This window comes from Cycloclasticus sp. PY97N, from assembly GCF_002443175.1.
Taxonomy (GTDB): domain Bacteria; phylum Pseudomonadota; class Gammaproteobacteria; order Methylococcales; family Cycloclasticaceae; genus Cycloclasticus; species Cycloclasticus pugetii.
Genome location: NZ_CP023664.1, coordinates 2,271,366 through 2,289,896 on the forward strand (window position 1 = coordinate 2,271,366; position 18,531 = coordinate 2,289,896).

General features: G+C 41.6%; 22 protein-coding genes and 1 pseudogene. 9 read left to right on the top strand and 14 right to left on the bottom strand.

The annotated features are described in order from the left end of the window. Nucleotides 1-10: 10 nt before the first annotated feature. The 6 genes from CPC19_RS11005 to CPC19_RS11030 form a co-directional block, all read right to left on the bottom strand. Nucleotides 11-394, bottom strand: a complete 384-nt coding sequence (locus CPC19_RS11005) for a DUF6394 family protein (RefSeq protein ID WP_096910799.1) — start codon at nt 392-394, stop codon at nt 11-13. A 97-nt stretch (nt 395-491) separates the two neighbouring features. Then, nucleotides 492-686: a DUF1289 domain-containing protein gene (locus CPC19_RS11010; RefSeq protein ID WP_236610543.1), complete on the bottom strand. Its 195-nt coding sequence runs from the start codon at nt 684-686 to the stop codon at nt 492-494. Between the two features lie 113 nt (nt 687-799). Beyond that, nucleotides 800-2,524 carry an alpha/beta hydrolase gene (locus tag CPC19_RS11015; protein ID WP_015005224.1) on the bottom strand — a complete coding sequence of 575 codons (1,725 nt, stop codon included), beginning with the start codon at nt 2,522-2,524 and terminating at the stop codon, nt 800-802. 93 nt (nt 2,525-2,617) lie between these two features. Continuing rightward, nucleotides 2,618-2,983, bottom strand: coding sequence for a toxin-antitoxin system YwqK family antitoxin (locus tag CPC19_RS11020; protein ID WP_015005223.1), 366 nt, complete (start codon nt 2,981-2,983; stop codon nt 2,618-2,620). An 80-nt stretch (nt 2,984-3,063) separates the two neighbouring features. Then, a complete protein-coding gene (locus tag CPC19_RS11025) occupies nt 3,064-3,393 on the bottom strand; it encodes a cytochrome c (protein ID WP_015005222.1) in 330 nt (109 codons plus the stop codon). A 30-nt stretch (nt 3,394-3,423) separates the two neighbouring features. Further along, complete coding sequence (locus CPC19_RS11030; protein ID WP_015005221.1) at nt 3,424-3,741, bottom strand: cytochrome c; 318 nt, start codon at nt 3,739-3,741, stop codon at nt 3,424-3,426. A gap of 155 nt (nt 3,742-3,896) precedes the next feature. Here CPC19_RS11030 and grxC point away from each other — a divergent pair, with 155 nt between their 5' ends. Both grxC and CPC19_RS11040 read left to right on the top strand, forming a co-directional pair. Continuing rightward, nucleotides 3,897-4,148, top strand: coding sequence for a glutaredoxin 3 (grxC, locus tag CPC19_RS11035; RefSeq protein ID WP_020933044.1), 252 nt, complete (start codon nt 3,897-3,899; stop codon nt 4,146-4,148). Between the two features lie 7 nt (nt 4,149-4,155). Then, nucleotides 4,156-4,548 carry an RNA-binding S4 domain-containing protein gene (locus CPC19_RS11040; protein WP_015005219.1) on the top strand — a complete coding sequence of 131 codons (393 nt, stop codon included), beginning with the start codon at nt 4,156-4,158 and terminating at the stop codon, nt 4,546-4,548. Nucleotides 4,549-4,558: 10 nt separating this feature from the next. Here CPC19_RS11040 and CPC19_RS11045 read toward each other — a convergent pair whose 3' ends face one another. The 4 genes from CPC19_RS11045 to tusD are packed head-to-tail and all read right to left on the bottom strand — an operon-like array spanning nt 4,559 to nt 5,916. After that, nucleotides 4,559-4,876 (bottom strand): TusE/DsrC/DsvC family sulfur relay protein, encoded by a 318-nt coding sequence (locus tag CPC19_RS11045; RefSeq protein WP_015005218.1) that lies wholly within the window; start codon nt 4,874-4,876, stop codon nt 4,559-4,561. After that, nucleotides 4,876-5,166, bottom strand: a complete 291-nt coding sequence (gene tusB / locus CPC19_RS11050) for a sulfurtransferase complex subunit TusB (protein WP_015005217.1) — start codon at nt 5,164-5,166, stop codon at nt 4,876-4,878. The genes CPC19_RS11045 and tusB overlap by 1 nt, the downstream gene beginning before the upstream one ends. Then, nucleotides 5,166-5,522 carry a sulfurtransferase complex subunit TusC gene (tusC, locus tag CPC19_RS11055; protein WP_223253189.1) on the bottom strand — a complete coding sequence of 119 codons (357 nt, stop codon included), beginning with the start codon at nt 5,520-5,522 and terminating at the stop codon, nt 5,166-5,168. The genes tusB and tusC overlap by 1 nt, the downstream gene beginning before the upstream one ends. Nucleotide 5,523: 1 nt before the next feature. Next, nucleotides 5,524-5,916, bottom strand: coding sequence for a sulfurtransferase complex subunit TusD (gene tusD / locus CPC19_RS11060; RefSeq protein WP_016390912.1), 393 nt, complete (start codon nt 5,914-5,916; stop codon nt 5,524-5,526). Between the two features lie 38 nt (nt 5,917-5,954). Between tusD and CPC19_RS11065 the strand changes: the two genes are divergently transcribed. Next, nucleotides 5,955-7,451, top strand: a complete 1,497-nt coding sequence (locus CPC19_RS11065; RefSeq protein WP_223253190.1) for a M48 family metalloprotease — start codon at nt 5,955-5,957, stop codon at nt 7,449-7,451. Nucleotides 7,452-7,470: 19 nt separating this feature from the next. After that, nucleotides 7,471-7,926: an RDD family protein gene (locus CPC19_RS11070; RefSeq protein WP_016390914.1), complete on the top strand. Its 456-nt coding sequence runs from the start codon at nt 7,471-7,473 to the stop codon at nt 7,924-7,926. Here CPC19_RS11070 and lptG read toward each other — a convergent pair. Both lptG and lptF read right to left on the bottom strand, forming a co-directional pair. After that, nucleotides 7,897-8,961, bottom strand: coding sequence for an LPS export ABC transporter permease LptG (lptG, locus tag CPC19_RS11075; protein WP_015005212.1), 1,065 nt, complete (start codon nt 8,959-8,961; stop codon nt 7,897-7,899). The two genes, CPC19_RS11070 and lptG, sit on opposite strands and share 30 nt — an antisense overlap. After that, the gene (gene lptF, locus CPC19_RS11080) at nt 8,958-10,094 is read right to left on the bottom strand and encodes an LPS export ABC transporter permease LptF (protein ID WP_015005211.1); all 1,137 of its coding nucleotides are present in this window, start codon (nt 10,092-10,094) and stop codon (nt 8,958-8,960) included. The genes lptG and lptF overlap by 4 nt, the downstream gene beginning before the upstream one ends. 79 nt (nt 10,095-10,173) lie before the next feature. Between lptF and CPC19_RS11085 the strand changes: the two genes are divergently transcribed. The 3 genes from CPC19_RS11085 to CPC19_RS11095 all read left to right on the top strand — a co-directional run bounded on the left by CPC19_RS11085 (nt 10,174) and on the right by CPC19_RS11095 (nt 15,679). Further along, a complete protein-coding gene (locus CPC19_RS11085) occupies nt 10,174-11,661 on the top strand; it encodes a leucyl aminopeptidase (protein ID WP_016390916.1) in 1,488 nt (495 codons plus the stop codon). A 15-nt stretch (nt 11,662-11,676) separates the two neighbouring features. After that, nucleotides 11,677-12,099: a DNA polymerase III subunit chi gene (locus CPC19_RS11090; RefSeq protein WP_015005209.1), complete on the top strand. Its 423-nt coding sequence runs from the start codon at nt 11,677-11,679 to the stop codon at nt 12,097-12,099. A gap of 814 nt (nt 12,100-12,913) precedes the next feature. Further along, entirely contained in the window at nt 12,914-15,679 is a 2,766-nt protein-coding gene (locus tag CPC19_RS11095) for a valine--tRNA ligase (protein WP_016390917.1), read from the top strand. A gap of 40 nt (nt 15,680-15,719) precedes the next feature. Here the strand turns inward: CPC19_RS11095 and CPC19_RS11100 are convergent, their stop codons facing one another. Next, nucleotides 15,720-15,926, bottom strand: a complete 207-nt coding sequence (locus CPC19_RS11100; RefSeq protein WP_096910800.1) for a DUF2970 domain-containing protein — start codon at nt 15,924-15,926, stop codon at nt 15,720-15,722. Between the two features lie 219 nt (nt 15,927-16,145). On the opposite strand from CPC19_RS11100, the gene CPC19_RS11105 reads away from it, so the two are divergent. Further along, nucleotides 16,146-17,027 carry a glycosyltransferase family 2 protein gene (locus CPC19_RS11105; RefSeq protein WP_035851118.1) on the top strand — a complete coding sequence of 294 codons (882 nt, stop codon included), beginning with the start codon at nt 16,146-16,148 and terminating at the stop codon, nt 17,025-17,027. Nucleotides 17,028-17,153: 126 nt separating this feature from the next. Beyond that, on the top strand, nt 17,154-18,128 hold the full coding sequence (locus tag CPC19_RS11110) for a UDP-N-acetylglucosamine 2-epimerase (RefSeq protein WP_240183339.1): 975 nt from the start codon (nt 17,154-17,156) through the stop codon (nt 18,126-18,128). Here CPC19_RS11110 and CPC19_RS11115 read toward each other — a convergent pair. Then, nucleotides 18,109-18,501, bottom strand: a pseudogene (locus CPC19_RS11115) (hypothetical protein); the annotation flags it as partial. The gene CPC19_RS11110 and the pseudogene CPC19_RS11115 sit on opposite strands and share 20 nt — an antisense overlap. Nucleotides 18,502-18,531 lie beyond the last annotated feature (30 nt).

Genomic DNA, 18,531 nt, shown 5'->3' on the forward strand with positions numbered 1-18,531 from the left:
AGTCGTACTTTTAACGTCGTGACATAAGTGTTTCTGACACCAGCATCACCACAGAAACAATGTTAGCAACCAATGCACCACCCAATAATGAAACAATCACTGAGGTATTGTCTGCCGTCAATCCAGTTTCTGAAATTTGTGTTACATAACCCCACACGAAGGCCCCTGCAAGTAATTGTAAATTAGCGACTATACTTGTCGACAATAAAACAGCACCCACTTGCGAACGATCTCCCAGTTTCAAGCCCATCGCAACAAGGTTAACGAAAATTGTAGCGAATAGCACATAGATATTATGGTCTGTTGGGTTGCCCAACTTACCCAGAAAAAAACCAAAATTCAGTGTCAGTGCTAAAACAATAAAGAAACTGAAAACAACTTTTTCGGCATTCATGCAAACCCTCCAATCTATATTATATAAGTCAATTAGTTTACCCCTAAGGTTTAGGTAATCAAGGGCCTATTGAGGGTTAATTCATTTACTAGCCACCTCACTTCTTTTGGTCGACTAAACTCGGCTTCCATGTTTTTAATGCCTGCAAACGATTCTGACACTGCGTCATAACCTCAGCACGTTTTTGCTCCGAAAAAGATACCCATGATGTGATTTCACCAAGCATTCGCCCACAGCCAAGACACATGTCGTTTTCATTTAACGTACACTGCCTGACACAAGGGGATTTCATAACCACTCCAATCGTTTCTTTTTTACACATGAAAAAGCCACCGTATAAACGGTGGCTTCTATAATCACATAGCTAAGCTAAGTTGTCAGGTAAAGCTTCAATAAAACTTAACGCTAACTGGCTTTCGCCATAACAAATGACCCCGGTGCAGGTTCTAACTCTGGGTATTTATCTGTCCCTAATTGAGAGGGGGCATCAACTGTTTTATTACCATTAGCTTTCAACCACGCATCCCAATGTGGCCACCAGCTTCCCGGCACTTCCTCCGCTGACTCTAACCAATGCTCAGGCCCTTTACCCAGCTCACCGTCTTTCCAGAAATGACGTTTGTTTTTACTCGCAGGGTTAATAACACCCGCCACATGACCACTTGCCGCCAAAACAAATTCTATCGACTCAGATTTAACCAACTCTGTACCAATAAACGTAGTTTTCCATGGAGCAATATGATCTTCAATAGCCGACAAGAAATACACAGGACAATCAATCTTCCCTAAATCAACCTTAACACCACAAAGTTCAACACCACCCGGTTTTGCCAAATTATTTTCTAAATACATATTGCGCAAATACCATGTGTACATCGCAGATGTCATATTAGTTGAATCACCATTCCAAAATAAAATATCGAATGGAGGTGGCGTTTTACCTTTTAGGTAGTTATTAACAACATAACTCCATACAAGGTCATTCGCACGTAGCATTGCAAAGGTTGATGCCAGTTGCTTACCCGGCATGACACCGCCTTCTTTTAGTTTGTGTTCATGTTGTTGAACCTGTGACTCATCGATAAATACACCCAATTCGCCCGGGTCAGAAAAATCTAATAAGGTTGTAAAAAATGTTGCTGTTGCTATTGGTTTTTTGCGTTTTGAAGCCAACACAGACATTGTTGTCGCTAACATCGTGCCACCTATACACCAAGAAACCGCATTGATTTTCTTCGCACCAGAAATTTCTTTCACTGCATCAATAGCAGGTATTGTCCCAACAGAAATATATTCATCCCAAGTAACATCACCCAAGGACTCATCTGGGTTTCTCCAAGAGATAATATAAACATCATTGCCTTGTTCTAAACAGTAACGAACATATGAATTATGTTCCGACAAATCAAGAATATAATATTTATTAATGCATGGCGGAATAATTAAAATAGGACGCTCATTCACTTTCTCAGTCATCGGCTTAAAGTGAACCAATTGAATCAGCTTGTTTTCAAACACTACCGAGCCGGGTGTAGTCGCCAAGTTTTCACCTAATGTAAACTTTGACTCATCGGTCATGCTGATACGCCCTTTATCTATATCAGACATTAGGTTTTCAAGCCCTGCAACCAAATTCTGACCATTAGACTCTATGGTTTCTTTCAACACTTCTGGGTTCGTTAAGGCAAAATTAGATGGCGACATCGCATCAATAAATTGGCGCGTGTAAAAATCGCACTTTTGCTTAGTTTTCTCATCCAGCGTTGAGTTTTCAACCAAGCCTGTTAGCCAACGGCTCGATAATAAATAGGACTGCTTCAAGTAATTATGAACGGGGCTTTCTTCCCATTCATCACCTGAGAAACGACGGTCGCCGCGCTCTGGATGAACTGTAGATTGACTCGCTGGATTAAACATATTAATCCAGAGGTTAAATTGATCTTGGTAAAAACCAGACATCGTTTTCACCCACTCTTCAGGACTCTCCATGGCACGAGTAACAATTGTATTCCATGCATTCCCAAACTGAGACAACATTTCTTTTGATTCTGCCGCTGAAAAATCTTTAAACATGTTATGGCCTTTTTCCGCCATTTTCTCAAATATTTCTTGTGGGGATTTATCATCCATTTGCCCGCCTCCAATTTAATTAATCATTTTATTGCGTTGCATCATTGTATGCTTTTTTTTCGCCCTTTACCAGAAAATGGCTACAACGGAATTTTATTGATCATAGTTTTTTTCAGCTAATAGTTCACCATTATCAGACCAAGATTTAAATACACCCGTTCGCTCCCCCTTATCAAAATGACCTTGTTCACGCATTTCGCCGTTTGGCCAATACGCAGTAAAGAGGCCATGATAATTACCCTGTGCAACAGTTGCGGTTAGTGCAATATGCCCTGTTAAATACCATGATGTATGATGGCCTTGCATAACACCTTGAATAAAATCTGTTTCAGAAATTTTCACGCCAGAGGGGTGCCAAATTGTTCGCTTTCCATGCATAACCTCACCGAGGTATTCACACTCCTCTATGAGCTTCCCATCATTATTGTGCTTAAGTTTCACGCTAACGTCTTGACTCATTGTCTATCCTTATATTTTATAGATACAAAAAACGCGCAAGAATGCGCGTTTTTTGTATCTACTAATTTTAAATTTAAGTCTTATTTTTTCAGTGTCTTCAAGCCTTCTTGACTGGCAAAATAAGCTGCTAAATCAACGATATCCTCTTCAGTCAGCGCCGCAACTGAAGCTCGCATAATAGGGTCATTACGTAGCCCCGATTGATATCCTTTTAACGTATGAACCATATAATCTGCATGTTGCCCAGCAATAGTAGGAAACATCGGGCTAGCACTCACCCCACTTACACCGTGGCATGCTGCACAGGCTGTTGACTTTTCTTTGCCTGCTTGAATATCACCCGCTGCTATAGCACTGACAGATACCACAGTAAGCAATACGGTAAAAATCATCTTATTTAATTGTTTCATTTTCTTCCTCGTGATCTTTAATATTAACGTTTATTTTCCGTCTTGCTCAAAATATGCCGCAATATCTTGCATATCTTGCTCTGATAAATCAGCCACATTACCATGCATGGTGGCATGGGTGCGTGTACCGTTTTTATAGGCTTTCATGGCAGTTACCAGATAGCCAGCATGCTGACCACCCAATCTTGGCACATGATAGGTTGGATACGCATTGTTGTAATTTTCCACACCGTGACAACCAAGGCAGGTTTGCCCTTTAATTGTTCCAGCGGCAACATCACCCGCTGCGTTTGCCGTTACAGAAAACGCCATTCCCAACACCAATAAACTTACTAATAATCGCTTCATTGACTCTTTCTCTCTATGATTTTATTAATTCTTCAACATCCCGTGATTCTACTGAAAACAGGCCCATAGCGCTAGCATAAACCCGTTAATCCAACAGATTTCCCTTCCAAATCTGTTAAAATTAACTGAAATTAATTTAACGCTATCGACCTCCTATGTCCAAGATCACTATATACACTTCTTCTTTATGTCCTTATTGCACTCAGGCTAAACGTTTGTTAAATAATAAAAACATTCCATTTACTGAAATTTCCATTGCAAATGACCCAAACAAAAGAGCTGAAATGATACAAAAAAGTCAGCGCTCTACCGTTCCGCAAATTTTTAATGGTGACAAACACGTTGGTGATTGCACAGAAATTTACGATTTAGAAAGTCGCGGAAAACTAGACGAGTTACTCGCTTAATTATCTAGTGACTGAAAACGTTCTAACAAAACAGCGTTTAGATACTTGGTTATGGGCTGCTCGTTTTTTTAAGACACGACGGCTCGCCACCGAAGCGATTTCAGGTGGAAAAATCCACCTCAACGGTCAACGAAGCAAACCCAGTAAAGAAGTTCGCATTGATGATAGCCTGCAAATCCATAAGGCTGGTTATCAATGGACGGTTAAGATTGTCGGCTTAAACCCTCAACGTCGCCCCGCCAAAGAAGCCGTCCTTTTGTACAAAGAAAGCGATGAAAGCCTTCAACAACGTCAAGCGCTGAAAGCACTCAATAAAGACATGAACGCCTCTATGCCTCGCTCTGAACGGCCTAATAAAAAACAGCGACGGCAAATTCACCGATTTAAACAAACGGATTAATACAGCGTCTTTATATGCATGAAGGTGGAATAGGTAACCCCGCATATTTATTCGCGTATTTTAATGGTCCGTTTGGAAATAATTTATATAAATAAATAGACGACCCTTTTTCAGCGCCCAATCTCTTCTTGATCGCTTGGCCAAATAATCGCGCATTGGGTTGGTGATTAAATTCATCGTAGTATGCTTGCGCAAAATGAATAATTTCCCAATGCAATGGCGTCAGTAATAGCTCATCTTCTTTCGCCATTGCCTCAGCCACGGCCTCGCTCCAGTCGCTTCTATTCTGCAAAAAGCCATATTCATCGCGTTTTAACTGCACTAACATCAACAGCAAGACCTAACAGGATTATTATTTTCTACTAACTCAACAAAGCCTGCATAATCAACATACCGAATATGCTCATAGCAGCGGTTAACATCAATGCCTCTCGCTTTCATATCAGGGCTTAACGCATAGATCTGAACCTGATCGATAGGTTTAGATAAAATGGACGGTGGCTTTGTAATGACCGTAGCTAAAACAGCTTCTTCAATTAATAAGACAACATCATTTGACATCACTCTTTCAATGCAACTGTCTAGGGCCTCGGTTCTTTTATTAACAATATATAACATCAGATACTGAATACATGGTGTGCTGCATTAAGTTGTTCAACCATCTCATGACGAGAAACCAACGTAGTTTCAATGGTCAGCTGTTCCTTCACTAAGCCCCATTGATCCATTGACTCTTTTTCAACAAACACGTCATTAATATCATATAACGGCAAGGCCTTTAATATAGGTGTCATGTTTTTTAAGGCAATATTTTCAGGCTGCTGGTTTTTAACTAAGGCATTCACAGCTTCACCTTCAAACAAGATAACAACCTTTTGGTCAAAAGCCGCCGCCATTAATGCCATATCTAAAAACTCATGACCTCGCACATTTCCATGAAACCCTTTATTAAAAATAAAAAATAGCGTTTTCACTTCAAGCCCCAAAAGTAACATGACGGTCCGACTCAATAACCGCCTCCATTAACAAACCTAACCCTGCGATTCGAAACCCATCCGCCAAGGCATTTTCGTAACCCGATACTTTGTGAGCGACAGTTTTTTCAAGCAAACCTCTTCGCTGCGCTGATGAAACGCACACCACTAAATCCACACCTTTTTCTGCTTGTAAGGCCGTCCACCTTTTTACAATATCCCTTTCATCACTCGGTGGGCGTGAATCACGGCAGGCATTAAAAATGCCATCATGGTAAAAAAACACCCGGTATATGTCATGCCCACTGGCAATCGCCGCTTCAATAAAGTGCCACGCCGTATCCGCTGCTTGATATTGGTAGGGGCTTGCATTGATCTGAATAGAGATTTTCATTTAACTTGCATTTAAACTCAATTACACTAAAACGGCTTATGAACAAATATCATAATATCATGCGTCGTTTTCTTACCGTACTAATCGCCTCAAGTTTTACATGCATTATTGCGAGTAGCGCCTTTGTTTGGTCTAAAAATAGCCAAGCTAATGAGCGAATTAAATTACCCGACATTGGTAATACATCAAATATCATCATTTCAGGTGAACTTGAAAAGAAACTTGGTAAAGCATTCCTTAGGAGCATTCGACTAAGGGTTCCACTCAGTAACGACCAAGAAATTAATGACTACGCACAACAACTTGGTGACAGGGTCGCTAAATTCAGCGAACAACCTGACCGACAATTTAATTTCTTTGTCGTGCAAGATGATCGAATCAATGCGTTTGCAGGCCCCGATGCTAATATCGGACTAAACACTGGACTTATTTTAGCGGCTGAATCTGAAAGCGAATTAGCGTCAGTCGTTGCTCATGAAATTGGCCACGTTACCCAACAGCATTTACAACGCGCTATTGAATCAGCCAGTCAAATGTCGATGCCCAGCGCAGCGGCTATGCTTGCCGCCGTCGTTTTAGGCGTAACTGTTCCAGGTGTTGGCCCAGCCGCTGTTTTGGCGGTACAAGCTGGGCAAGTGCAACAACAAATTAATTTTACGCGAAGTCATGAAGCTGAAGCCGACCGAGTAGGTGTACAAAACCTTGCCGCTGCTGGCTTTGACCCTAGAAGCATGCCGATTTTCTTTGGTCGACTTCAAACGGCAACCACCCAATACGGTCAAAAAATTCCTGAAATTCTGCTCACTCACCCAGCGCCCGCTTCGCGTATCTCGGACACCGCTGCACGTGCGGAAAAATTCCCTTATAAACAAGTTGAGGACTCCCAAGATTTTCGTTTAATTCGAATGAAAATTCGCGTTAACAAACACCCACAAAACTTAACCGGCGAGTTAATAAACGCCTTAAAGGATGAATCATCACAAGGCATTACAAAAATTAAAGAGGCGGCTCGTTATGGCCTTGCACTCGCCTTAATGAAGGATAGGCAATTTGAAAAAGCACGCGACATTCTCTCTACGCTGACAGAGCAAAACCCCACCCAACTCCATTATTTAACTGCTCTCGCTCTGAATGAATACCGTGACAATAAGCCGCAGCAATCCTTGGCGTTACTTGATCAGGGCAAACAACGATTCCCTCAAAGTCGCGCGGTTAATTTATTATATGCCATGGTTCTATTACACAATGGTAAACCGCAACAGGCCTTAACGAACCTCAATGAGGACCTACAAAATTACGAACCGACACCCAATGTGTACGACCTCCTTTCCATCGCTTACGGCCAGGTTAACAACCCAGTACGAGGTTTCCAATATAAGGCTGAGTACTTTTACTCGCTTGGGTTAACCAAAGACGCTATTATCCAGCTTGAACAAGCCTTACGAGCCGCTAATAATAATTTTTACTTAAGCAGCCAAATTGAAAACCGTATTAATCAACTTCAAGCCGAACTTAGGGCCCCCAAACTACTGTAACCAATCTATATAACACCCCATGCCTAATTTAACAAAGCCACCTGGTCTGCTAAGACGGTTAGCGATCATCACTTATGATGCGCTATTACTGATTGCCATCTTATTTTTAGCGACATTAGTATTGCTTCCCTTTCAAGATAGTCATTTATTTCAACCAAACTCATGGCTATATTCGCTGTACCTCTTGTCGGTCAGCTTCTTATTTTATGGCTGGTTTTGGACTAAAAGTGGTCAAACGCTGGGGTTGCTCGCCTGGAAGTTAAAAATAGCTAATAACAAAGGCCAAAATATTAGCTGGCGACAAGCCTTGATACGTTTCACAATGGCCATTCTGTCTTGGGGGGTTCTTGGCCTTGGTGTTTTGTGGATACTCGTCAATAAAGATCGGCTGAGCTGGCATGACATCGCCTCAAATAGTCGTTTAATTTGGGTGGAAAAGGAGCCTTCAGCCCATTCGCCGGATGGTGAAGACTGATATACATAATGCCAAGAAAAACGGCAGCGATGCAGCGATAACTGGGTTTAAACCGTACAACACCCCAATATTTCCAAACAGTCTATCAACCAAATTAAAACCTATTCCAATTAACGCACCGATTAAAATTCGCGTGCCAGTACTACCTGCTCGCTTTACCCCTAACACCATCGGGATGGCAATCAAGAGCATAACCAGAATTACAAAAGGCCGAATTAATTTACTGGTCATCGCAACAATAAAATGCGTAGCATCTTGCCCGTTATTGTCTAAAAAGTTGATATAACTGGCTAAGCCCATGATAGATAAACGCTCTGGTTTAACAACAATAACATCAAGCAAACCAGGGTCTAATAACGAGTCTAATTTTGCCGAATCAGACAAGGCAACTTTTACACCGGCATCATTAATGGTGGTTTGCTCAACGCCGCTTAACTCCCACTTATTATCAATAAAACTAGCGGTCTTTGCATGCGTTGCATACTTTAGCTCGTTCATATCCGTCATTTCATAAATACTGACGTCTTTGAGTTCAGCTGAGTTTAAAATTTCACGGATATTTAAATACGTATCACCATCTCGCGTCCAAAAGCCATATTTCGTTCTCAACGCTACTTGTTCATTTTTAGCCGTAAACTTTAGCATTTGAGCCGCTTGTTCAGATACCGGTGCCACCCCTTCGCTAACCAGTAAAGAAACTACCATCAATATCATGCCGACACGCAATGCAGAAAAAATAATTTGCCAACGACTAATCCCTGCCGCTCGCATAGCGGTTAATTCATAATTATTGGCCATTCCACCTAAGGTAATCAAAGCGCCCAACAGAGCCGCCGAAGGCAGTAATTCATAAAAATTACGCGGTGCAATTAATGCCAAGTACTTAAAAATCTCAACTAAACCATATTGACCTTTGCCCATATCGTCTAGCTCATCGGCAAACGTAATGACCAATACCAGTGATAACAAAAAAAGCACCGCCACCGCCGTGCTTTTTAACATTTCTACGGCTATGTATTTATTAACGACCTTCATCTTTTAAACATCACTTTCTTTTTAACATAGCTAACACCGTGCATATTAACCACCATAATTGCTGTAACACCTATTAGCAGTAGATGCACCCACCATATGCCAAACCAAGGTGCCGTTACCCCTTTTACTAACCACGAGTGCGATAAACTCATGAAGTTTTCAAACACAATATAGATCAGCAAAGCCGTTAATAAATTCCCATACATTCCCGCCCGTGGCGATACACGGCTAATGGGTACTGCTAATAAGGCAAATGTTATTAAGGCCAACGGCACAGACCAACGCTTTTGCAGTTCACTGATTGCTCTAGGCGACTTCATCGCCATCAACTGAATAGTAGAGGTTTCTTTGGTACCAAATGACACCTGTGCTGACGACTTTTCCGCCACTACAACACCGTATTCCTTAAAATTGGTAATTTTATAATCTGCTTGGCCCGGCACGCCTTCATAACGGTTACCGTCTTTTAGAATAATAAAACGATCGCCTGTGACAGGGTCCACCTTTATTTCGCCACTTTTCGAAGAGGTAATCCCCAACTTGCCATGCTGACGATTTTGTATAAATACGTTCAACATCTTGTCGTCGCTGGTTATTTTCTCAACATAAAAAACCAAGTCGCCACGACTGTATTCATTAAAGCGCCCATCCGTAATGCCACGAATATCTAAGTTAGCTTGATCGCTTGTCTTCACTCGCTCAATCGCTTGCATTAATGTTGGGGCTGTTACTAATGAGAGGTATATCGTTAAAGCGAATAAGGGGACAACAAAAATAAATATTCCACGATAGATCTGAGTTAAGCCTATACCTGACGAGAACAGTGCCGTCATTTCATGGTCTCGATACATCCGGCCTAACACCAGTAATATCGACAACAACAAAGCCACCGGTAGAATTTTAATCATCAATAGCAACAGGTTAAAGCCAACCAATGACAACACAACATCAGCGGACAACTCACCGGCTGTAACCTTAGAAAACAAACGAACCAATCGCTGACTCAATAAGATAACCGTCAACACCGTCATGACCCCTAACATCATTTTGCTAATTTGAGTCACTAGCAATCGATCAATAATTTTTAATTTAAACGCAGACATCAACAGTGTATTTGGCTTATAGTTAGGCACATAAATCCATAGAGTTATGGTGTCGTATCCTAACGGAAAAGCCAAACAAAAACATTACTTATCATTCAGAGGTATCCGCATGCAATTCGTTTCAAAAACAGGGTCAATCGATAAACTTTCAACTCCTTGCCTTCTTTTGCCCGTTTTCAGTAAAGGTAAACAGCTTGAAATAACCACCCACTTCGACCAAGCCCATGATGGACAAATAGCTGCCGTTTTAAAACAAGGTGACGCTTCTGGCAAAGCGGGCAATACACTGTTACTTCAAATGCCTGCCAGCAGCAAAATAAAGCGTGTGCTTCTTGTCGGTTTTGGCGAGCAAGGCAACACCTCTGCGGAAGATTACACAAAGGCCATCAGCGAAAGCATCAACTCGCTCAAAAACTTACCGATTAAGGCTGTTTGCTCTACATTATTAGCTGTTGAAGTTAGCGGTAAAGATATCAACTGGAAAGTTCGTCAGTTAGTATTGAAGTCTCGTGAAGCCCTTTACCAATACACCGATACGCTCACAACCTCCGCGCCCGATGCCAACATATTAGAAAAATGCCAACTATGGCATACCGATGATTACACTGCAAAAATGATCAACAGTGCTGCAGACACCGCCTCGAGTATCGCTAATGGCATTGACAGCGCAAAAAAATTAGCCAATTTACCCGGTAATATTTGCACCCCAAGCTACTTAGCTGAGACAGCAAAAGAACTTGGCAAACAACACGCATCGCTCAAAGTAATCATTTTAGATGAAGCCAAAATGGAAGCACTAGGAATGGGCTCATTATTATCTGTTTCTAGGGGTTCTCGCCAACCGGCGAAGCTCATTACTATGGAACATAAAGGTGGCCCAAGTTCTCAAAAACCCATCGTTCTGGTTGGTAAAGGCCTCACTTTTGATGCCGGTGGAATTTCCATAAAACCCTCATCCGGTATGGATGAAATGAAATACGATATGTGCGGTGGTGCAAGTGTCTTCGGCGTGATTCAAATGTGCGCCGAATTAAATTTACCCATCAATGTAGTTGGCGTTGTTCCATCATCAGAAAACCTGCCCGATGGTGATGCCAACAAACCTGGTGATATCGTTACCAGCATGGCCGGTCTAACCATTGAAATTTTAAACACTGATGCAGAAGGACGTTTAATTTTATGTGACGCACTCACCTACTCTGCTAAATTTAAACCTGAAGTAGTCATTGATATTGCTACCTTAACTGGCGCTTGTGTAGTCGCGTTAGGAAAACATGCCACCGGCTTACTAGGCAATAACGATAAATTGGCTAACGAATTGCTAGACGCTGGCATTAAAGCCAATGACAAAGCATGGCAATTGCCACTGTGGGATGAATACAAACCCCAGCTAAAAAGTAACTTCGCCGATCTCGCTAATATTGGTGGCCCTGCTGGTGGCACTATTACCGCAGCCTGCTTCTTGTCACACTTTACCGAAGATTATAAATGGGCTCATTTAGACATTGCCGGCACTGCCTGGAAATCGGGTACGGATAAAGGCGCAACTGGTCGCCCTGTTCACATGCTAAGCCAATTTATATTGGATCGCTGTTAAACAAGCCATTACAAAATGACCAGAATCGACTTTTATGTACTGCCAGATGACACCCCTGATGCACAGCACCTTTTTGCCTGTCGGCTAGCTCAAAAAGCTAGCAAACAGGGTCATCGCGTCTATATTCATACCGATTCAGAACAACAATCCAAGACAGTGGATGACTTGCTTTGGTCCTTCTCGCCCACCAGTTTTGTACCACATACTATGGACCCAACAAAGTGCGCCAACCACCCAGTGTACATTAACCACACTGGTGACCCGTTAGATATTCACGACGTGCTAATTAACCTTACTGAGAAAACACCCGATTGTTTTGCTCGGTTTGAACGATTTGCTGAGCTTGTTAATCAAAATGAATCAATTAAACAAGCAGGACGGGAGCGGTTTAAGTTTTATAAAAGCAGAGGGTATCCACTGCAGACGCATAAAATTTGATTTTTATTATCGCTGCCGCTGGGCGTTCATTTCTTTTGTATGCCCAAAAGAAACAGAACCAAAGAAAAAGGCACCCAACTATCGCTTATTTCCCATAAAACTCATTTGGTATTGGGTGAGCGCTAAACTCGCTATGCTCAGACAACGCGCTCACTCATCCAATACCAAATGAGTTTTATGGGCGCGATAAATGGGGGTTAAAATCAAAACCTGCTCTGCTCCACTCGCCTTGCCACACTGAAAATCTAATCATTAGAAGCACGCCTTATACTGCGTATATTAAGGAAAATTCAACCCGAAGTTCTTTTTTATACTTCATTTGGGTATTGCCCCTCTTCATATCAAGATTCATAATCGACTTCAAAACATTAAGCATGTAGTGAAGCTAAGATTGGTTAAAATCAACCACAGATCATTTATGCTTTTAACTTACCCCCCCTTATCCCGCTAGTAATTAATTTATTTTCGGATAAGTAAGCGCGTTGTCTGAGCATAGCGAGTTTAGCGCGAGCCCGACAATAAATTAATTACTAGGATTTGGGCGACATTTTCTTTGGTTCGTTTTTAGTCTAATTTGGCAGATATTCGCTATCTGCTTAATGAGACTTATGCCTTAGGTGCTTTTTGTCGTAAAAAGAAATGAACACCCTCGCGGCAGCGAAAAACCATAAATACTATGTCCGCAATAAAATTCACTGCAAACAAATTTTTTCTTGCGAAATATTATTACGTAAGAAAAATTGCTTACCAATAACCCCACCCTCCCCAACAAAGTTATAATACCGCCTTTAAAAATCAACACCGAACACACACGATGGATAAGACATACGCCCCGCATGACATAGAATCTCGCTGGTATCGCCAATGGGAAGAACAAGGTTACTTCGAACCCAAAGGAGGCGATAGCGCCTATTGCATTATGATTCCGCCGCCCAATGTTACCGGTAGCTTACACATGGGGCATGCTTTCCAAGACACGATCATGGATTCACTAACGCGTTACCATCGTATGCAAGGACACAACACCCTTTGGCAAGCCGGTAGTGATCATGCCGGTATTGCGACCCAAATGGTGGTTGAACGCCAATTAAACGCAGAAGGTAAAACTCGCCATGACTTAGGACGTGAAGAGTTTGTTGAGCGCATTTGGGATTGGAAAGAATTATCTGGCAACACCATCACTAAGCAATTACGCCGCATGGGCACCTCCCTAGATTGGTCGCGCGAGCGTTTCACCATGGACGAAGGGCTGTCTAAAGCGGTTAACGAAGTGTTTGTAAAACTACATGAAGAAGGGCTCATTTATCGCGGTAAACGCCTGGTTAACTGGGATCCTAAATTACACACTGCGGTATCCGACCTTGAAGTTATTTCGCAAGAAGAACAAGGCCATATGTGGCATATGCGCTATCCATTAGCCGATGGTAGCGGTGAACTTGTGGTTGCAACGACCCGCCCAGAAACCATGCTAGGCGATGTTTGTGTCGCCGTTCACCCATCTGACGAACGCTACCAACACCTTATTGGCAAAATGATCGCGTTGCCTTTATGTAACCGTGAAATCCCAGTTATTGCCGATGATTATGTAGACCCAGAATTTGGCACTGGCTGTGTAAAAATAACCCCTGCTCACGATTTTAACGATTATGAGGTGGGTCAACGCCACAATATGCCGTTAATCAACATCTTCACCGTTGACGCCAGCATCAATGATGAGATGCCAGAAAAATACCGTGGCTTGGATCGCGTGGCAGCGCGTAAACAAATCGTACAAGATCTGGATGATTTAGGCTTATTAGCTAAAATTGATGACCATAAACTCATGGTGCCTCGTGGCGACCGGTCAGGGGTGATCATTGAACCTTTGTTAACAGACCAATGGTTTGTTAAGGCCAAACCGCTGGCAGAACCTGCTATTGAAGCGGTTAAAAGCGGCAAAATTAAATTTGTACCTGAAAACTGGGATAAAACCTATTACAACTGGATGAACGATATTCAGGACTGGTGCATTTCTCGTCAAATTTGGTGGGGGCACAGAATCCCCGCTTGGTACGATGAGAGTGGCAACATATATGTTGGCCGCAATGAAGCCGAAGTCCGTGAAAAAAACAACCTAGCCGATAGCCTTGTCTTATCTCAAGATGAAGACGTATTAGACACCTGGTTCTCATCCGCATTATGGCCGTTCTCTACCCTTGGTTGGCCTGATAAAACACCCGAGCTTGATACTTTTTACCCAACCAGCGTATTAGTAACCGGTTTCGACATCATCTTTTTTTGGGTCGCCAGAATGATTATGATGGGCTTGAAGTTTATGGACGATGTGCCATTTAAAGAAATATACATTCACGGTTTAGTGCGCGATGCGGAAGGGCAAAAAATGTCCAAATCCAAAGGTAACGTACTGGACCCGATTGATTTAATTGACGGTATTACGCTAGATGACTTACTTGAAAAGCGTACAAAAGGCCTTATGCAACCTAAAATGGCTGCTAAAATCGAGAAAGATACACGTAAGCATTTCCCCGATGGCATCCCTTCTTTTGGCACCGATGCACTACGTTTTACCTTTGCCTCACTGGCCTCGACTGGGCGCGACATTCGATTCGATTTAAACCGAATTGAAGGCAACCGTAATTTCTGTAATAAACTGTGGAACGCTACTCGCTACGTGTTAATGAATACCGAAGGCGAAGATACGGGTTTAACCAACGAGCCTTGTATTTACAGCTTGCCAGATCAATGGATTGTGTCACGCTTACAAAAAACCGAAGCCAGCGTTATTGCCTCTATCGAAAAATACCGCTTTGATTTAGCCGCACAATCGCTGTATGAGTTCCTTTGGAATGAATACTGTGATTGGTATTTAGAGTTATCAAAACCAATTTTGCTTGATGACAATAGTTCAGCCGAACAAAAACGGGGAACTCGCCAAACCTTAATTCGCGTGCTAGAAAGTGTCCTACGCTTACTACACCCGCTGATGCCGTTTATTACCGAAGAAATTTGGCAGCAAATAGCACCACTGGCAGGCAAAACGGGCGATACCATTATGCTACAGGCCTACCCAAAGCCCGATGACAGCAAAATATCCGCCGCTGCTGAAAGTGATATGCAATGGGTAATGGATTTCGTTATGGGCATTCGTCAAATTCGTGGTGAAATGAATATCCCCCCTAGTAAGCCATTACCGGTACTGTTAAACCACTGTTCAGAACAAGACCAACAGCGTCTTACAGATAATCGTTTATTATTGGAAAAACTAGCACGTATAGAATCCATCACCACATTAAACGCAGCAGATGAAGCACCACAATCTGCTATTGCTCTAGTCGGTGATATGCAAGTGCTAATACCAATGGCTGGGCTCATTGATAAAAATGCCGAGCTAGAACGCTTAAATAAAGAAATTGAAAAGCTTGAAAAAGAGGCATCACGCATCAGCGGTAAATTATCAAACGCTTCTTTTATCGACAAAGCACCCGCTGCCGTTATAGAAAAAGAAAGAGCAAAACAGCTCGATATTACCTCAAAACTTAGCAATTTAAACGCTCAAAAAGAGAAGATCGCCACCCTATAACTGCCTTATTAACTAGCTAGGCCGGTCATTCTTCATCGGTCTAGCTAGGCAATACCATTTTAACAACGCCTAACACAGCAAAAATAAACAACAAGGCCAAGATAAACCCAGTCACAATAAACACCTTAGGGTTTCCATATTGAAAATCTCGCCTTCTTCGTGACTCTTTAGAACCCCCCAAAAATGACAACATTGTACTGCCTACCATTTGCCAAAAAGAAGGTGCTAATCCATCATCTTGCTTCATTTAATACTCCTAAGGTCAAATAAATTAAACACATTTTACACCCCCTAATACCTTATTGCTAAAGTCCTTACGATTAAAGACATCAGAATAGGGGCATTAAATTAGCGTCAAATAGGACTCTTGCTAAGCAAGCATAAATCTTCTGCCTATTTAGACAAAGCACGTCCTAATAAAAAATATGAGACAATTAAACTTACAATTAATTTTAACGGTTTAAACATGGTAAAAAACACACCTACTCTCAGCATTGTAATGCCCTGTTTAAATGAGGCAGAAAACCTTGAAGCCTTGCTACCCCAACTAAAATCAGCACAACCAACTGCTGAAATTTTAGTTATTGATGATGGCTCAACCGACCTTTCTAAATCTATTTGCGAACAACACGGTATCAAAGTTATTTCTCACCCTCACTCATTAGGAAACGGCGCCTCCATTAAAACGGGCGCACGAAATGCCTCCGGAGACATTATTGTTTTTATGGATGCTGATGGACAACATAACCCAGATGATATCCAACGGTTACTATCTAAATTGGCCGAAGGATATGACATGGTTATTGGTGCTCGGCAATCAGGCTCTCATGCGTCAACCAAAAGGCTGTTAGGTAATGCCGTCTTTAATAAACTGGCTTCTTTTATGACCGGCCATAAAATAGAAGACCTCACGTCGGGCTTTAGAGCGGTTCGAGCAAACCATTTCAGAAAGTTTTTATACCTTTTACCTAATGGCTTCTCCTACCCCACCACCTCGACCATGGCATTCTTCCGTTCAGCCTTACCGGTCGCCTATATTCCTATTAAGGCAGGAAAGCGTGAAGGCAAAAGCAAAATAAAGCTACTAAAAGATGGCTTACGTTTCTTTATTATTATCTTAAAAATTGGCGCACTTTTCTCACCCATGCGTTTATTTTTACCCACTAGTGCTTTTTGTTTCCTATGCGGGGTCATCAATCATATTGACAGCTATCTATCTTCGGGCGCATTCAGCAATGGCAGTTTATTTTTGTACGTCGCATCTGTATTTATTTTTTTAATGGGAATATTGTCTGAGCAAATATCATCGTTACATTATAGAAACTCTGAAAGCAAAAGGCTCCAATAACTAGATATGATTTACTGCATTATTGGAACTCGAGCCCAATTAATCAAAATGGCTCCTGTCATAGCCAGTATTGAAAAAAAAGGCTGGCCACTAAGCGTAATTCATACAGGCCAACACATGATAAGCATGGATGAGCTACGCGACGATTTTTCCCTACAAACCCCCTGGATATACTTAACAAAAAAAACAGAAGCGAAAACGGTTTTAAGTAGTTTGAAATGGTTAGTCCAGCTTCTTTACTCAACAGTATTTAGAGCCAAAAAACTCATTCCTAATGCGAGCAAAAGTAAAGACATTGTATTAGTTCATGGTGATACCTTTTCAACAGTTATTGGCGCTCTACTGGGAAAAATCAGTGGTGCATCCGTTGGCCACGTTGAGTCAGGGCTTCGCTCTTTCAATATATGGAACCCTTTTCCAGAAGAAATAAATCGGTTAATAACGTTCTCTTTATCAAATAAAGCATACTGCCCTGGTGACTGGGCTGTTAATAACCTCAAAAAACACAAGCACCTCGAACTTATAAATACTCAACAAAACACCTTAATAGACTCGCTTAACATCGCTATTACACAAATAAAAAAAGAAGGCTCAGCATTAAAAAGATATGCGGTTGTCTCAATTCACCGTTTTGAAAATATATATAACCAAAAACGCATTCAATTTATTATAGATACCGTCCATGATGCAGCAAAAATTTCCCCTATTATTTTTGTTATGCACCCCGTAACGCAAAAACGTTTAACTAAAACAGGGCTTTTATCATCGTTGCAATCAAATAAAAACATCACCCTAAAAGAAAGGTGTGGATATATCGAGTTTACGGCGCTGTTAGCACAAAGTACATTTGTAATTACAGATGGCGGAAGTAACCAAGAAGAACTTACTTATCTAAAAATACCTACTCTTTTAATGCGAAAGGCCACGGAGCGCCCTGAGGGTTTGGGGAAAAATGTAGTCTTATCCGAATATTCTTCTGTAAGAACAAAAAGCTTTCTTGCGAATGTACAACCCAAATCACATCTTACATTTAAAAGTCATTTATTAAAAAATTCACCGACCAGTATAATAACCAACTCACTCACTCAATATAAGAGCTAACCTCAGCCTCACTTGTTCCATGTAAGTACACTAAACCGGAAATGTATTTAACTACATTTTTAGCGAACCAATAAGGTAAAATTCCTTTTACTAAAATCCAGTCGAACATCTTTACCACTGGCCAAACGATTCGCTTTGTCAATAAAACCAATACTTGCAAACCGCCTTTTGAATACCTTACATCTGCTTTCACAAAATGCATTTTTTCATACGCTAATGGGTGCTTCTTAATGAAAAGAGCTGAAGAGTACATGCCGCCTTTATACAACTTAGCAACCACCGAGTTCAATGTAAGGTCACATTTATGCTCAACCGAACAATGCTTACAATAACGTATTTCAAATTGCTTGCTAATTAACCTAAGCAACAAATCCCTATCCTCAAACCCATATTGAGTAAACTC

What these genes read in the sequence shown, in the direction of transcription:
- CPC19_RS11015 (WP_015005224.1), bottom strand. Translation starts at nt 2,524, where the DNA reads ATGGATGATAAATCCCCACAAGAAATATTTGAGAAAATGGCGGAAAAA.
- tusB (WP_015005217.1), bottom strand. Translation starts at nt 5,166, where the DNA reads ATGTTATATATTGTTAATAAAAGAACCGAGGCCCTAGACAGTTGCATT.
- CPC19_RS11085 (WP_016390916.1), top strand. Translation starts at nt 10,174, where the DNA reads ATGCAATTCGTTTCAAAAACAGGGTCAATCGATAAACTTTCAACTCCT.
- CPC19_RS11090 (WP_015005209.1), top strand. Translation starts at nt 11,677, where the DNA reads ATGACCAGAATCGACTTTTATGTACTGCCAGATGACACCCCTGATGCA.
- CPC19_RS11100 (WP_096910800.1), bottom strand. Translation starts at nt 15,926, where the DNA reads ATGAAGCAAGATGATGGATTAGCACCTTCTTTTTGGCAAATGGTAGGC.
- CPC19_RS11010 (WP_236610543.1), bottom strand. Translation starts at nt 686, where the DNA reads ATGAAATCCCCTTGTGTCAGGCAGTGTACGTTAAATGAAAACGACATG.
- CPC19_RS11095 (WP_016390917.1), top strand. Translation starts at nt 12,914, where the DNA reads ATGGATAAGACATACGCCCCGCATGACATAGAATCTCGCTGGTATCGC.
- CPC19_RS11045 (WP_015005218.1), bottom strand. Translation starts at nt 4,876, where the DNA reads ATGTTAGTGCAGTTAAAACGCGATGAATATGGCTTTTTGCAGAATAGA.
- CPC19_RS11105 (WP_035851118.1), top strand. Translation starts at nt 16,146, where the DNA reads ATGGTAAAAAACACACCTACTCTCAGCATTGTAATGCCCTGTTTAAAT.
- CPC19_RS11030 (WP_015005221.1), bottom strand. Translation starts at nt 3,741, where the DNA reads ATGAAGCGATTATTAGTAAGTTTATTGGTGTTGGGAATGGCGTTTTCT.
- CPC19_RS11070 (WP_016390914.1), top strand. Translation starts at nt 7,471, where the DNA reads ATGCCTAATTTAACAAAGCCACCTGGTCTGCTAAGACGGTTAGCGATC.
- CPC19_RS11110 (WP_240183339.1), top strand. Translation starts at nt 17,154, where the DNA reads ATGGATGAGCTACGCGACGATTTTTCCCTACAAACCCCCTGGATATAC.
- CPC19_RS11025 (WP_015005222.1), bottom strand. Translation starts at nt 3,393, where the DNA reads ATGAAACAATTAAATAAGATGATTTTTACCGTATTGCTTACTGTGGTA.
- CPC19_RS11065 (WP_223253190.1), top strand. Translation starts at nt 5,955, where the DNA reads ATGAACAAATATCATAATATCATGCGTCGTTTTCTTACCGTACTAATC.
- tusD (WP_016390912.1), bottom strand. Translation starts at nt 5,916, where the DNA reads ATGAAAATCTCTATTCAGATCAATGCAAGCCCCTACCAATATCAAGCA.
- grxC (WP_020933044.1), top strand. Translation starts at nt 3,897, where the DNA reads ATGTCCAAGATCACTATATACACTTCTTCTTTATGTCCTTATTGCACT.
- CPC19_RS11020 (WP_015005223.1), bottom strand. Translation starts at nt 2,983, where the DNA reads ATGAGTCAAGACGTTAGCGTGAAACTTAAGCACAATAATGATGGGAAG.
- lptG (WP_015005212.1), bottom strand. Translation starts at nt 8,961, where the DNA reads ATGAAGGTCGTTAATAAATACATAGCCGTAGAAATGTTAAAAAGCACG.
- CPC19_RS11005 (WP_096910799.1), bottom strand. Translation starts at nt 394, where the DNA reads ATGAATGCCGAAAAAGTTGTTTTCAGTTTCTTTATTGTTTTAGCACTG.